We start from the raw sequence: 15733 nt of genomic DNA on the forward strand, positions 1-15733 counted from the left end.
AAACATATTCGTTATCTGAACAAACTCATACTTCCTTTTTGTTCATATTCTTCTCCGTCTTTACCTTTTGCCTTTAAGACATAGAAGTACGTTCCTGCAGGAACTTCTTTTCCTCCAAAGTTTTTCCCATCCCAAGAAACATTTCCTGATTCAGATTTCACATCATACATCTTCACTCCCCAACGATCAAATACGGTGAAAGTAATGTCGGTAATGTTAGTGGTTAATAAAGTGAAGTTATCGTTAACTCCGTCTCCATTTGGTGTAAACACATTTGGAACTGTTAAATCAGATGGAATGTCAACTGTAACAAGAGCTGTTGCAGTTCCGACGCAAGATGCGGTGCCTGTTGTTTGCGTCATCATTAAAAAAACAGTATAAGTTCCTGGAGCAGTATAAGTAGTATTGCCACTTGGATATGGCGTAGCGCTACCGGTATAAGTGTTTGCTAAACTGGTAGTAGTTGCTGTTTGACCGTTTCCATAACTCCAAACAGTGGTAATTGTTCCCGAACTACTGGTAAACGGAGAATTATTGGAGAAGTTAACTCCTAACGGTGCATAGCCCTCCGCCGGATTAGGGGTTAAACTTACGCTTAGACTACCTGATGTTACATCAATTGTATTAAATGTTCGGCAACCATTAATAGTATTATAAATAGTCACAAAGTATGTTCCGGGAGCATTCACACTGGTGCTGTAACATGAAGCACAACTAAATCCTGCACCCGGAGGACCCGCCCATGTATAAGAATAACTTGTCGATGTTGTTGTAGTTCCGGCTGTAATAATAGTTGTTGTTTGTCCGCATGGAATTTGTACCGGAGCCAAAGGAACGGTAGATGGCGGAACTGTGTTTAACGGAACAACCGCTGTAGTTACAGATGAACATCCATTTAAACTATTTGTGTAATCCATTGTATAAGTACCCGGAGCGCAGAAAGTAGAACCAGGTATATTATTAGTTGTAGTAGGCGCAGGTGAGGTAAATGTAAATGTAATAGGAATGGTTGACGTACCGGTTGCTAATTGAGGTGAAAATTGCACACACTGATTCGCACAGGTAATAGCACTTGGCGTGAATACCGCGTTATATCTAGGTACAAATACGTCTTTATAAAACTGCACGCGTTGTCTGCCAACACAACCATTAACAGGATTGGTACATAATACCGTGTAGTTAGTTGGTGATGTACTTGAAGTGATATTCGCTAAATTAACAATCACCTGATTTGTAAATGTGGTTAGATTTGGCGGAACTGTCCAGCTGTAATTATTAGCAGACAACATAGGATTAGAGATTGCAGTAGCCAATAAAGTGTTATTAGTACAAGTTAATGTATAGCTATTGCTTGGTAAATTAGTAATTGCTGTAGGGAAGATACGAGCAGTATCAATCATTACAGTTACAGTTTGTGTTACAGTACAACCGAAACCATCTTTAAACGCTGCAATGTAATTTCCGGGAACGCAAACAGAGTAACCTCCATTCGCAGGTGTAGAAATTGCGCTTGTAGTTACGTTAGTCCATGAATACGAAATCGGAGCAACTGTTGATGTGGATGAAATAGCTAAACTCACGCACGGTACAGAACAAGTAATTGTATATCCTAAATTAGCAGTTACAGACATGGTTGGAACTTGCGAGTTAGATGTAACGGATACTGTTTGAGAACTTGCACAACCGGTAGCTACATTGGTGAAAACTACCGTATAAGTACCCGGAGCATTTACCACTACATTCAATGGCGTGCCTGATACACCAGTTAAAGGAACACCAGGAGGCCCGAACCATTGTCCAACAATATTTGTGGTGGTAGTTGTAATAGCAGTAAAGGAAATAGGCGCCCCATTACAAGCTATATTGCCTGAAGTTGGATTTACAGTAATTGTTGGAGCAGTTGTGTTTTGAGAGATGGCAATTGTTTGTGTTGCCACACATGAGCCAACGGTTTGGTCCTGACCCACAACAGTATAAACTCCCGGAGCTGTAATATTCAATGAACTACCATTAAAGTTACCCGGATTCCAGGTGTAGGTAACGTTTGAAAGCGTCGATGTGTTTACAGCATTAATTGTCATTGAGCTAGGGTTACAAGCTAATACAGTTCCACCTGTGCTTGTATTTAATGAGAATGATAATGGAGCAGGGGCTACAATGGAAGTTGTTGATGTAGCTTTACAACCAAGAGCGTCGGTTACCGTCATAGAGTAAACATTCGTTGTTAAGTTATTTGCAACAGTAGAAGTGCCACCTACAGGCGACCAAGAATAACTTAAAGAGCCGATTCCTCCTGTTGCGGTTACAGTTGATGAACCAAGTGATGGAGGGGAGCAGTTACCATTTGTATTTGCAAATGAAATATTGATAGCCGGAGAAACAAATACAGTTGCTGTTCCGCTGAAAGTGCCACACGAGTTGCTGGCGAATAAAGTATACGTTGAAGTGGTGATAGGGGAAGTAGTGAAAGTATTGCCCGAAACGTTACCAGGTTGCCAGGTATAAGTTGTACCTGCTGAACTTGGAACTGATAAAGTAGCCACAGAACCCGGACAAATAGATTGACTTGCTATGGATAAAGTACTTGATAATGGGGAGCAAGAAACTACCGCTGTTCCGAAAAAATTAAGCGGAACGGAAGTACTTACACTGCTATAATTAGAAAAACAAAGAATGAAACGATCACCGCAATTCACGTTGATTGGCGCTCCGTAATCATCAGGAAAACCACCAGCCGGAATATTGGCAGGGGCAGCTAATCCTGTACCACCTGAACAATGATTGTTCCAGCAGCAGCGAATAGGAGCTTGTGTGTTCGCATTAATACCGGCACAAGTAGTAGCGTTATATGGCCACATAATCCAGTCATAACAACCCGATTGAGCACCAGGACCGGTACCCGCACCCATCGAAAATTCTAGTGTTCCCGGAGTTTGTATATTAATAATCATCCAGGTTGGATTTAACTCGCCTGATTTTAAGCAACCGCTTCCACCGGGAGGAACAATACCCGCAGGATTATTAGTTGGATTAGATACGTTACTACCTGTAGTGAAATCAACAAAGCCTGATCCGGCCGGCGATACAGTAAAAGAGTTACTTGTACACACGTTTACTGCGGTTGTACAATCGGAAGCCGTTACCACTTGCGAAAAAATATCATTCGCAAAAAACAGAACAGCAATTATAAAGTATAATATTTTTTTCATGATGTTGTTTTTAGCGGGTTATTAATGAACGGAAGATGTTGAAGCAATTTTCTTTTTTAATGTCTTTAGCAATAATGTTTCCATCAGCGCCAACAATAACGTTACCGGTAAAATCACCGAATAATTTAGTAATAGCTTCGTATTTTGCAGTGGTATTATCTAAGGTGGATGGAGAAGAAACAGAGTCTTTCTTAACACTCATCATCCACATGTATAAATCTTTATCAAGGGATAAGTTAACATAAGCAACTCCCTTAGAACCGTTTTTAAGTTTGGCAGAGCTGTAAATGTTACTTACACGTAAAAACTCTTTATTGTTTTCACGCGAATTAATGTCTGACGATTGCCATACATTGATAAATAAAATTTTGTTATCTAGATTAACTTCAGGAAGCAAATCAAGCACTACTTTCCGGTAATCGTTACCGCTCACCTGAGCATTTAGTGAATTAAATCCGGCTAAGAGGATAAAACTCATTAATAAAGGGATAAAATGTTTTTTCATAATCTATTTGATTGGTTACACAATATATAAAAAAGAACAATAAAAAAAGGGAGAACTTTCGAACTCCCTTTAATATTACAAACATAATGCCAAAACTACTCGGCCAGTACGATAACCTTGTTTTTTAACACTTCAACAACTCCTCCTTTTACAGGAAATTTCAAAGTGTTATTAGAATCCTCGATAAGTTCTATTTCGCCGGCTTTTAATGTTGCAATCATGGAAGCATGATTGTTTAAGAGACCGAAAGAGCCTTCAGATCCGGGAAATGTAGCTGATTTTACATTTCCTTCGAAAAGTTTTTTATCGGGGGTTATGATTTCGATTTTCATTATTTAGATTCAGCTAAAATCTTTTTACCTTTTTCAATTGCATCTTCAATAGTACCAACTAAGTTGAAAGCTGCTTCAGGATACTCATCAACCTTACCATCTAATATCATGTTAAAGCCTTTGATAGTATCTTCAATACTTACAAATACACCTTTTAATCCGGTAAATTGTTCAGCAACGTGGAATGGCTGTGATAAGAAACGTTGAACACGACGAGCGCGGTGTACAACTAATTTATCTTCTTCACTTAATTCGTCCATACCTAAGATGGCGATGATATCTTGTAACTCTTTATAACGTTGTAAAATTCCTTTTACTCGTTGAGCACAGTTATAATGCGCTTCACCTAAAACTGTTGGAGTTAAAATACGAGAAGTAGAATCTAATGGATCCACCGCAGGGTAAATACCTAACTCAGCAATTTTACGGCTTAATACGGTAGTAGCATCTAAGTGAGCAAATGTTGTTGCCGGAGCAGGGTCAGTTAAGTCATCGGCAGGTACGTATACCGCTTGTACCGATGTAATTGACCCCTTCTTAGTAGAGGTAATACGCTCTTGCATAGCACCCATTTCGGTTGCTAATGTAGGTTGGTAACCTACCGCAGATGGCATACGTCCTAATAACGCTGATACTTCGGAACCGGCCTGAGTAAAGCGGAAAATGTTATCAATAAAGAATAAGATATCTTTACCACCCTGGCTAGGATCATCTCCACCATCACGGAAATATTCTGCCATGGTTAATCCTGATAAAGCCACGCGAGCACGTGCTCCCGGAGGCTCATTCATCTGACCAAACACGAAAGTAGCTTGAGATTTCGCTAATTCTTTCAAATCAACTTTTGATAAATCCCAGCCGCCTTTTTCCATGGAATGCTTGAAATCTTCACCGTATTTCACGATACCTGATTCAATCATCTCACGTAATAAGTCGTTTCCTTCACGAGAACGCTCACCTACACCTGCAAATACAGAGTAACCCGAGTGTCCTTTAGCAATATTGTTAATCAACTCCTGAATTAATACGGTTTTACCTACACCGGCACCACCAAACAATCCAATTTTACCACCCTTTGCGTATGGCTCAATTAAGTCGATTACTTTAATACCTGTAAATAAAACTTCAGTCGAAGTTGATAAATCTTCGAATTTAGGAGAAGCACGGTGAATGCTGTATCCATTTTCGTTAGATACTGTATTGATACCATCGATAGCTTCACCAACCACATTAAATAAGCGGCCTTTAATTTTTTCGCCGGTTGGCATGGTGATAGCTCTTCCTAATGCAATTACCTCTGTTCCACGACTTAAACCGTCAGTGGTATCCATGGCAATGGCACGAATAGTATCTTCTCCTACGTGTTTTTGTACCTCAAGAATTAACTTTTGGCCATTATTACGAACGATTTCCAAAGCATCTAAAATGTTTGGTAATTGTCCGCCTGTTAAATCGAATCTCACGTCAACTACCGGACCGATAACTTGAGTGATTTTTCCTGTTTGTTTTGACATTATAATTGGTCTCAAAATTCGGGTGCAAATGTAGTGTTTTTTTTAAATCCGCTAAAATTGGTGTTAATAATTTTATATACTTTATTTTTGTGCACTTTAAATTAATTGGATGGAGTTAATTACCGATATCAATAAATGGAATTTCAGAGGGGATGGGATCATTACTATCGGTACTTTCGATGGCGTTCATTTCGGACATAAACGCATTTTAACCCGATTAAATGAGCTAAAAACTGAGGAAAATCACAAGACCATCGTTTTTACATTTAATCCGCATCCTCGTAAAGTACTTTTCCCCGAACAAACAGATTTACAGATGCTTACCTCAAGGGAGGAGAAAATAAAGTTAATTGAAAATCTCGGTACTGATATTTTAATTGAGTTCCCTTTTTCTTTGGAGTTCTCTCAAATTGAACCACTTGATTTCATTTCTGAGATTCTGGTTAAAAAACTTCATGTTAAAAAACTCGTAATTGGTTACGACCATAAGTTTGGTAAAAATCGGGAAGGCAACCTTCAAACCTTTAAAGAACAAGCCTCTAAATACAATTACTCTGTTGAAGAAATTCCGGCTCAGGAAATTGATGATATTAATATCAGCTCCACAAAAATCCGAAAAGCTTTATTTGACGGAAATATTAAAGACGCAACTAAATATTTAGGTTATTTCTATTCTTTGCATGGGAAAGTGGTGCAAGGAAAAAAGTTGGGACGTACCATTGGTTATCCGACAGCTAACATTCAACTATTTGATTCAGAGAAATTGATTCCTAAAACCGGAGTTTATTTAACAGAAGTAACTGTTAGAGGCGCGGATTATTACGGAATGATGAACATTGGCTATAATCCTACCACCGATTCAGATAATAAATTGAAGTTGGAAGTAAATATTTTTAACTTTGATAGAGACATTTATGGAGAACCAATTGCGGTTAAATTATTAGAACGAATTCGCGATGAAGAAAAATTTAACTCTATTGAAGAACTAAAAAATAAAATCAAGTCAGACGAAATTTTATGCAGGCAATTAATACAACAAATCGGTTAATCTTGATTTTTGCGGTTTTGTTCTTTGCTTTTAATGGCAAGGCACAATTATTAGATTCATTAGAGTTGGCGCATGCCGATGAATGTACCAGTTTAGATTCGGCTTTAAAACATCCTGATAAAATTATTAAGTTGGTTTTGCGTAAACAAAAACTTAAAAAGTTTCCTGAACAAATTTTCAAACTTAAAAATCTTCAATACCTTGATTTAAGTAAAAACAATATTCGTGAAATCCCGGAAGGAATAGGCGAGCTTACACAATTACAATATTTAGCTGTAAGTAAAACCGGATTAGATCGTGTTGCGCCTGAAATCGGAAAATTAAAAAACTTGAAATACATTAATCTTAATCAGAATGAATTGGTGTTGTTACCGCCACAATTTGGCGATATGGAGAAACTGGAAATTGCCGACCTATGGAGTAATAACTTAAATGAATTGCCGGCCACCATGGGTAAACTAAGAAATTTGAAAGTCCTTGACCTGAGAAACATTTTATTTACCGACGAACAGCAGCGTTATATTCAGGAGCTCATGCCAAACACAACGGTGCATATGTCGCCTTCTTGTAAGTGTAAATGGTAATTGCATTTCCATTAAATTTCTTTAACTTTAATAGATTAAATTTTTTACATGAAAAAACTTACTACGCTTTTTTTGGGCTTTGCCTTTTCAATTACAGCTCAAACTAAATATCAGTTACCTGAAAACATTTCACCTTCAGATTACATGTCGAACACCATTATCTTTAAGGTAAAAGGTGTTTTCAGAAATTTTTGTACGGAGACCGGTGTGAATCTTGCTTCCTTGCAAAAAAGTTTCAGCGCTATTGGCGTTACAACTAACTCAAAAAAATTTAAAGGTGAGCAAGCTCCCAGAAGTCTGTATAACAGAGATGGAATTCCAATGGCAGATTTGTCGTTAATTTATGAATGTAAATTTTCTTCAAACGTTTCTCTTCAAAAAGCTATTAATACCTTACTTGCTTCAAACGTGTTGGAGTATGCCGAACCACATTTTATTCCAAAGCCTGCTTACAATCCTAACGATCCGCAGGCTACGGTTTCTCAGCAGTATCATATTAATCGTATTAACGCTTACAATGCATGGAATTTAAGTAAAGGGGATACCAATGTTGTGATTGGAATTACAGATACCGGAGTTGAATTAACTCACTCCGATTTGCAAACTAATATTAAATATAATTACGCCGATCTTATTGATGGCATTGATAACGATGGCGATACTTATGTAGATAATTTCAGAGGTTGGGATGTAGGTATGAACGATAATGATCCGACATGGCAAGGTAATCCGCATGGCGTGCACGTTTCAGGTATTGCTGCTGCTGCAACTGATAATTCAGTTGGTGTTGCGGGAATTGGTTTTAAGTGTAAATTTTTACCGGTGAAAATTGCGGATGGAGGCGGTAATTTAGTTTCAGCTTATGAAGGAATTAAATATGCAGCCGATCACGGATGTAAAGTTATTAATTGTTCCTGGGGTGGTGCCGGTGGCGGTCAATACGGTCAGGATATTTGTACTTACGCGACAATTAACAAAGACGCATTGGTAGTTGCCGCGGCAGGTAATAATGGTTTAGATCAATTGTTTTATCCGGCTGCTTATGATTATGTATTGGCCGTTGCAAATACGCAAGCAAATGACATTGTAAATCCAAGTTCTAATTATGGTTATTTTATTGATGTATGCGCGCCTGGAACAAATGTCAACGCAACCTGGACCAGTAGTGGTTATAGTGCACAAACAGGAACCTCCATGTCGTCGCCCGTTGTAGCTGGAGCAATTGCAATAGTACGTTCTTATTTTCCGGCTTACACTGCAATGCAGGCCGGCGAGCGTTTAAAAATAACAGCGGATAACATTTACAGTTTACCGATAAATAACGGTCGTTTAAATAAATTAGGCACAGGGCGTATAAATTTATTCAGAGCATTCAACGATCCTGCTGCCCCTTCGGTTTTGTTTCAAAATATACAAGTCACCGATAATAACGATGAATTTTATATTGGAGGTGATACTTTATCGATCGGAGGATTATTTACAAATTATCTTGCGCCAACTGCCGCACTGGGCGCTACGTTAGTTTCTTTATCTGCTCAGGCAACGGCTATTAATAATACTCAGGCTTTAGGTGTAATAAATACTTTAGCATCTGTAAGTAACACATCAACGCCATACAAATTTGTTTTATCGGGTAGTTTTGCTTCCAACGCGCCTCTTACATTTAGATTGGATATGAAAGACGTAAGTTATACAGCCTCTCAGTTTTTTACCGTATATGCGAATGCCGATTATTTAAATATTTACATCAATGATGTGGGAACAACGGCCACCAGTAAAGGTAAAATCGGGTACAACCAGGATAATCAGGCGCAGGGATTAGGATTTATTTATCAGGGTGTAAATTTATTATGGGATGCAGGCTTGTTAATTGGCGTTGATTCTACGAAAGTATCTGATGTGGTGCGCGGAACTTCAGCAAGCAGTGACGCCGATTTTACAGTTATGAATACAATCAGCCGAATTACAACAGGCGCAAAAAGTAATTTTGATACCTATTCTAAGTATAACGACAATGCTTCCGCTTCTCCAATCGGTGTTGAGGTAGAACAACGTAATTATGCCTGGAGTACAGCTCCAAATAAAAAATTTGTGATTTGGGAATATGTCATTAAAAACAACAGTTCTGTTACATATAACAATTTATACACCGGTATTTGTGCCGACTGGGATATTGATGCTACAACCTTCGCGAATAACAAATCAGCGTATGATGCAACCAATAAAATGGGTTATTCCTGGTGTACTAATGCGGCCGGAAAATACGCGGGTATTAAATTACTTACTTCAACAGGAGCTCCGGTGTTTCACGCTATTGATAATATAGCAGGCGGCGGTGGCGGATATGATATTTATTCCTCAGGATATCCTACCGATGTAAAGTATAATACGTTGCGAACAAACCGTTTAACAGCAGGTGGAGCGGGGACAGGTAATGATGTAATCAATGTGATGAGCAGTGGTCCGCACGCCTTAGCGCCTGCACAAAGTGTTACAGTTGCTTTTGCTTTAATTGCCGGTGATGACTTAAGTGATTTGCAAGCAGGTGCTGTTAATGCACAAATAAAGTACAATGAAATTTTTTCCGGAATTAATGAATCGAATGAGGAAATTAATTTTGTGAAAATGTATCCGAATCCTGCTACTAACAGCTTGAATTTTGAACTGAAGGAAAATGTTGAATCATCTATCGAAGTGTATGATGCTATTGGCAGAATAGTATTGAAAGCTGTAAAGAAAAATTCATTTACTATTAATACTTCCGATTGGAGTCGTGGAGTATATTTTGTGAAAGTAAAAAGTAATGGTGAGGTGTTTAGCTTTAAAGCGGTACTCAACTAAACTCTAAAGCCAAGCAAGCAGATATCATCCGTTTGTGGAAGGTTGCCTCTCCATTTTGTGTGCTGCTCCAGGAGATTTTTCTTTTGTTCATTTGTAGGCAAATCGCTTATCAGTAAAAGAAGTTGTTTGAATCGCACTTTTCCAAATCGCTTTTCAGAAGTTTGCTGTAATTGGTCGATATAACCATCGGTGGTAAAGTAAATCATATCCCCATCTTGCAGTTGAAATAAATGAGTAGTGAAATAGTAGCTGCTTTCCATCGCCGCTGTTCCGCCAATAGGTTTACGATTACCTTTATACTCCATGAGTTCATTATTACGCACTAAATAAAAATACTGCATAGCGGAAGCGTACATAAAAGTTTTGGTTTTTATATTATAAACACCAAGTGAAATATCTAAACCATCCATAATTTCATCACCTGAATTGTATTTGTTTAAAGTGGCATGCATCGAGTCGCGAAGGTGTTCAAGTACTAATCCGGGGTCTGTAAATTTTTTTACTTCAATAGCTTGCATTAAATAGTCACTTGCTAAAATGGTAAGCAATGAACCGGATACTCCATGACCCGTGCAATCACCAACTGCCATAAAAATATTATCCTCTAACTGATCGTACCAGTAAAAATCCCCGCCCAATGAATCCCTCTGACTAAAAATTAAAAATGATTCAGGTAACAGTTTGTTGAGGTAATCTTCAGCAGGCATCAAAGCATTTTGAATGCGTTTAGCGTAATTAATATTGTCGGAAATATCTTTATTTTTTTCCGAGATAATTTCCTTAAACATTAATTGTTCAATAACGATGGCTGCCGATTCATTAATTTCTTTGATTAAAGCTTTTTGTTGCTCGGTGAAATTATTTGGAAGTGTTGAAAGAAGATTAACAGACGCGTAAGGCTTATCATTTATCATGATAGGCAAACTAATAATTGATTTGATACCCCGGCTTTGCCAAAGCTTATCTTCATCTGTAAGATTGTTGTCGGAATCTAAATCTTGTTTCTCAAAAATTTCACCTTTAAGATGTGGAGCAATAGTTGGCACATTAGAGGTATTAATTATTTTACTCGAAATTGACGGCGATTTATTGTCTTTGTAAATGAGGTTGCCAATTTTTTTATCTAAATCATGAACCAGAATACTTACTCTATACACATTTTTTATTTCTTGATACAACAAATCAATGATTCCATTATATACATCAGTGAGGTTATTATATGAAATAAGTTTTGTTTTAGAAGCATTTAATATCTCCAATTGTTTAGAATAATCATTGATTAATTGTCTCTGGTCATACTTAACAAAGAAACTGCTCAAGCTGGTGCAAATATCTTTCACCATGATAACATGATCTTCTTGGTAGGCGTTTTCCGTCTTCGAGTAAAAACCAACAAAGCCATAAGTTTTATTAGCTGTTTCAATAGGGGTAATGATGGCGCATTTATAAGCATCAACCGGTTGATGCAAGCCTTTTAAAAGTTCCGCTTCTTTTGAATGATTATTAAAATCAATAATTGAAAAAACAATTCGTTTCAGTTGTTCGATTGAGTTTTTAGCTATAGTATTATTGGTGTTTTGAACAGACTGATCGCTCGTGTTTAATGAATAAATATGCAGGCTGGGATTGTATTTATCGAATATGTTTATGCTGAAACAATTCGTTTTGTCTGAATTGGCTCCAAGTAACAGAAGAATTTTCACATACATATTGGAAGTTTCATTAGAGGTTAAAATGATTTCCTTTACGTTGTTTATTACTTTAAGGTCGTTATTATGCTGCCTTAGCTTTTCTTCGGCTATACTTTTTTCGGATTCCGGTGCTTTTTTAGCTTTCGATGCTTTGAGTAATATCAATAAATAACAGCAGCCTGCAGTCAATGCTAAAATAACCGATAAGTAAGCCGCATCGGAAAAAAAAATCAGGTATGAAGTAAATAGAAGTAGCATCAAATCTGCTTCAAAATAAATAAAATCCAGTAAACCCATGTATTTTTAACAAGAGGCTTTTAATAAGTTGTTCAGGTAGTTACGAATCCTCATTGTTTTTAAACAGACCTTTAGCTAAAGTGTTAAAATTTAAATTTATGCAAAACGGCCGTTATTTGCTGTCATTTTTATTTGTGATGTGTTTTACTTTTTTAGTAAAAGCACAGTCGAGCAAAGAAATTGAGGAAGAAGCCTTTTACTTTTTCAGTAATAAGGATTACAAAAAAGCTTATGAACTGTACGATAAGCTCAGTGCCAAAAACCCTAAAGAAATTGATTATAAGTTTAAATTAGGTTATTGCTGTTTATATTATCCCGAAAAAAAATCACGTGCGATTGAAATTTTTGAGGACATGAAGAAGACAGGTAAGATAAAGGATTTAAAAGACATTGATTATTATCTGGGTAAGGCTTACCATGTAAATTATCGTTTTCAGGACGCCATTAAAACGTTAGAGACTTATATTTCTTCGGTTGGCTCAAAAGCAAAAGAAGACGATAAATTTTTTATTGAGGATGCGAAGAATGTGATTAAAAACTGCAATAACGGTATTGAGTTAATCGATAAAAAGATTCAAGCCGAAATCATTAATATCGGCCCTCCAATTAATACTGATGAAGTAGAAGGTGTTCCGGTAATTACTGCCGATGAGTCAATGATGATTTTTACCTACGCAGGAAGCAAAAGTATGGGGGGTAAATTAAATGAAGAGTTGAAACCGGATCCAAATGGGGAATACCGTGAAGATGTATTTATGAGTGTTAAAACCAACGACTCTTTATGGAGCGAACCAACACCTGTAACTTCGGTTAATACCAATGGAAATGACGCGGCCATCGCAATCTCTCCAGACGGAACAAAACTCTTCTCGTTTGCGAGTAATAACGACTTGGGTGATTTGTATATGAGTGTATTGAACGGTACAGAATGGTCGAAGCCTGAAAAACTAAATAAAAACATTAACTCTGAAGCATGGGAAGGAAGTTGTTCCATGTCGGCGGATGAGCGTTTCTTGTATTTTGCTTCTGAACGTAAAGGCGGCTTAGGTGGAAGAGATATTTATGTGTCTCAAAAGGTGAATGGTGATTGGGGACCGGCAGTAAATATGGGACCAAAAATCAATACACCAAATGATGAAGACGCACCGTTTATCCACCCGGATGGTATTACTTTATTTTTCAGTTCAAAGGGTCACAGCAGTATTGGTGGTTACGACATTATGTTTTCTGTGCAGAAGGATGGCGAATGGTTAGAGCCACGTAACATGGGTATTCCACTCAATACAACAGAAGATGATCGCTATTATGTAATCAATGCAAAGGGAGATAAAGGTTTTTTCTCTTCTGATAGAGGAGGAGCAGGAGGTAAAGGGAAACAAGATATTTATATGGTAACGCCGGGTATTTTAGGTGAGAAGCCTATTATTGCCATGTTAAAGGGAACTGTTTACGGTAATGATAAACCAATTCAGGGAACAATTTCTGTTATCCGCTTAAACGTAGGTGAAAAATTAAGTGAAGAAGAAAAGGCAGCCATGCAGGCTCAGGGAATAACGCCGGCAGGCAATGTAAATATTGGCGATTATTTATCTAATTCCAGTTCCGGAAAGTACCTTGTTGCTTTAAGTCCGGGTTCTGTTTATAAAATTAAAGCATCCGCTCCAGGGTACGAGTCGGCTGTAGAGGAGTTGGATATTGAGAATTTGGAGAAGTTCTTAGAAGTCCGCAAAGACTTTTATTTATATTCTGAAGGTACAAATACCGCTTCGCCAAACGCGTCAACAGCTACTGCCGTAGCGAACACGACTACAAGTACTACAGCAATAACTTCTGTCAATAATCCTACAACTACAACCACCACCACTCAGACAGATGTAACTACAACTGAAAATCCTTCTAAAGAACCTTGTAATCCAGGTGCACCACTTCCTGATTTTACGCCATTAAAGGGAAAATCATTGAACGATCCTGCAGTGTATAAACAATTACTGAGTATTGCCGGAAATCATTGTGCCGGCAGTATGATATTTAAAGTACAAATCGCTGCCTATCGTCACCCTGAGAATTATAAATATGAGCATTTAAAACAATACGGTAAACCGGAAGTAGTGAATTATCCTGATGGTATTACTCGCTTTACCCAATTAGAATTTAAAACAATTAAGGAAGCGGAGGTACAACGACAGAAAGCGATTTCTAAAGGACAAAAAGACGCATGGATTGTTGGCTTCGTGGATGGGAAGCGTTACACGCTTGAAGAATTAATTGCTCTCGACTTCTTAGGTAAATCGGTGAATTAAGAAATCGAATCAGTGGAATAAAAAAGGGTGAACATTTGTTCACCCTTTCCTTTTGGAGCTATTGCAGTTATTCTACAATAATTAGTTTTCTGCTGGTTTTTTGATTTCCGGCTGAGATTTCAATAAAGTAGTTACCCGAATTTAAATAGTGAGGAATATGGTAAGTAATAACATTGGTTCCGTTAACAGCTTCAAAATTCGATTGAATGTTTTCGATTTTTCTTCCTGTAATATCAAACAAAACTGCATTCATTAAATTGTTTCCAATTGAACTGAAAGTAATTTGCACTTTGTTTGCAGCGGGATTAGGAAACACACTAACGTTATTAAAAGTAATTTTTTGTTCATTAACACCAACACTGTTTACAACAATTTGACCTTTCATTCCCATAGTAACGTGAGCAGTACACACATAATACATGGTGTTGTTAGAAGTAACCGTGAAGGTATGATTGGCAGTTTTAACGCCAAAACCGGTAGATAGAGTGGCAGTACCATTTGCATTCCAGGTGGTTTGATCAACTTCCGCTAAAGGGTGACCGCCGGAAGCTTGTATTGTAACAACATCACCAATATTTACGGTTAATGTTGCCGGTGAATAAGAGAAGCCCGAGATAGTCACTGTGTAAGAAGCTGCTTTTGTTACAAAGGCAACGGAGAGCAATAAAAACAGAGAGTAGATTTTTTTCATAATATATGTTTTATAGGTTTAATCAAAAGTAAGTCATTTTTTTGTGAAAAATCAAGACTATTAATGAGAATTTTTAAAGCCAAACCAAGCTTTGTATGCAGAAAGCTTAAGCACGCAATTAATTTAGTGTTAAACACAGATTGCAACCCTAATTTACTTAACAAATTAGTTTCAGATAACGGATAGAATGGTTATTTATTAAACGAAAGAAGTGTTTCTGAAAGATTATCATAAAAAAATCCCCTCCTTGGAGGGGATTTTTTAATTACCTAAATCTTCAAAATTGATATCTTTATCATTATTGGAAGAAATGGCAGGAGCATTTTCTTTAATGTGGCTGACTGCTTCATTTAAGCCTTCCAGGAATTTTTCAAAATCTTCTTTATACAAGAAAATTTTGTGTTTTTCATAAAAGAACTTTCCGTCTTCACCAAATCTCTTTTTGCTTTCAGTAATGGTTAAATAGTAATCATTACCGCGTGTTGATTTTACATCAAAAAAATAAGTACGCTTTCCTGCTCTTACTGATTTTGAAAACAAATCTCCATTTTCATTTTTTTCTATTTCTTCCGACATAGTTTGTGTGTTCTAAATTAGTTCAGAGCAAATATTGGTAAAAAAACAGCAGTTTAAAATAACTGTTAATAATTCGGTTCTTTTGTTAATTTCAGTAAATAAAAAACCCCGAACCTGAGCCCGGGGTTTTAAATCACTTAGAATA

The 15733-nt window shown here is 37.2% G+C and carries 11 protein-coding genes; 4 read left to right on the top strand and 7 right to left on the bottom strand.

From position 1 onward, the window contains the following. Positions 1-11 precede the first annotated feature (11 nt). The 4 genes from J0L69_04915 to J0L69_04930 form a co-directional block, all read right to left on the bottom strand. On the bottom strand, positions 12-3209 hold the full coding sequence (locus J0L69_04915) for a gliding motility-associated C-terminal domain-containing protein (protein MBN8692514.1): 3198 nt from the start codon (positions 3207-3209) through the stop codon (positions 12-14). A 10-nt stretch (positions 3210-3219) separates the two neighbouring features. After that, complete coding sequence (locus tag J0L69_04920; GenBank protein ID MBN8692515.1) at positions 3220-3714, bottom strand: hypothetical protein; 495 nt, start codon at positions 3712-3714, stop codon at positions 3220-3222. 95 nt (positions 3715-3809) lie between these two features. Beyond that, entirely contained in the window at positions 3810-4046 is a 237-nt protein-coding gene (gene atpC / locus J0L69_04925) for an ATP synthase F1 subunit epsilon (protein MBN8692516.1), read from the bottom strand. Next, positions 4046-5560, bottom strand: a complete 1515-nt coding sequence (locus J0L69_04930; GenBank protein ID MBN8692517.1) for a F0F1 ATP synthase subunit beta — start codon at positions 5558-5560, stop codon at positions 4046-4048. The genes atpC and J0L69_04930 overlap by 1 nt, the downstream gene beginning before the upstream one ends. A 109-nt stretch (positions 5561-5669) precedes the next feature. On the opposite strand from J0L69_04930, the gene J0L69_04935 reads away from it, so the two are divergent. Genes J0L69_04935 through J0L69_04945 form a run of 3 tightly spaced genes read left to right on the top strand, consistent with a single transcriptional unit; the run spans position 5670 to position 10033 of the window. Then, complete coding sequence (locus J0L69_04935; GenBank protein MBN8692518.1) at positions 5670-6608, top strand: bifunctional riboflavin kinase/FAD synthetase; 939 nt, start codon at positions 5670-5672, stop codon at positions 6606-6608. Between the two features lie 2 nt (positions 6609-6610). Then, on the top strand, positions 6611-7192 hold the full coding sequence (locus J0L69_04940) for a leucine-rich repeat domain-containing protein (GenBank protein ID MBN8692519.1): 582 nt from the start codon (positions 6611-6613) through the stop codon (positions 7190-7192). Positions 7193-7240: 48 nt separating this feature from the next. Next, positions 7241-10033: a S8 family peptidase gene (locus J0L69_04945; GenBank protein MBN8692520.1), complete on the top strand. Its 2793-nt coding sequence runs from the start codon at positions 7241-7243 to the stop codon at positions 10031-10033. Here the strand turns inward: J0L69_04945 and J0L69_04950 are convergent. Next, on the bottom strand, positions 10030-12021 hold the full coding sequence (locus tag J0L69_04950; protein MBN8692521.1) for a SpoIIE family protein phosphatase: 1992 nt from the start codon (positions 12019-12021) through the stop codon (positions 10030-10032). The two genes, J0L69_04945 and J0L69_04950, sit on opposite strands and share 4 nt — an antisense overlap. Positions 12022-12119: 98 nt before the next feature. Here J0L69_04950 and J0L69_04955 point away from each other — a divergent pair, with 98 nt between their 5' ends. Continuing rightward, the gene (locus tag J0L69_04955) at positions 12120-14321 is read left to right on the top strand and encodes a PD40 domain-containing protein (protein MBN8692522.1); all 2202 of its coding nucleotides are present in this window, start codon (positions 12120-12122) and stop codon (positions 14319-14321) included. A gap of 67 nt (positions 14322-14388) precedes the next feature. On the opposite strand, the gene J0L69_04960 is transcribed toward J0L69_04955, so the two are convergent. Further along, entirely contained in the window at positions 14389-15012 is a 624-nt protein-coding gene (locus J0L69_04960; GenBank protein MBN8692523.1) for a T9SS type A sorting domain-containing protein, read from the bottom strand. A gap of 261 nt (positions 15013-15273) precedes the next feature. Then, complete coding sequence (locus J0L69_04965) at positions 15274-15588, bottom strand: PUR family DNA/RNA-binding protein (protein ID MBN8692524.1); 315 nt, start codon at positions 15586-15588, stop codon at positions 15274-15276. Positions 15589-15733 lie beyond the last annotated feature (145 nt).

Source organism: Bacteroidota bacterium, assembly GCA_017303905.1.
GTDB lineage: Bacteria > Bacteroidota > Bacteroidia > B-17B0 > Aurantibacillaceae > JAHEYG01.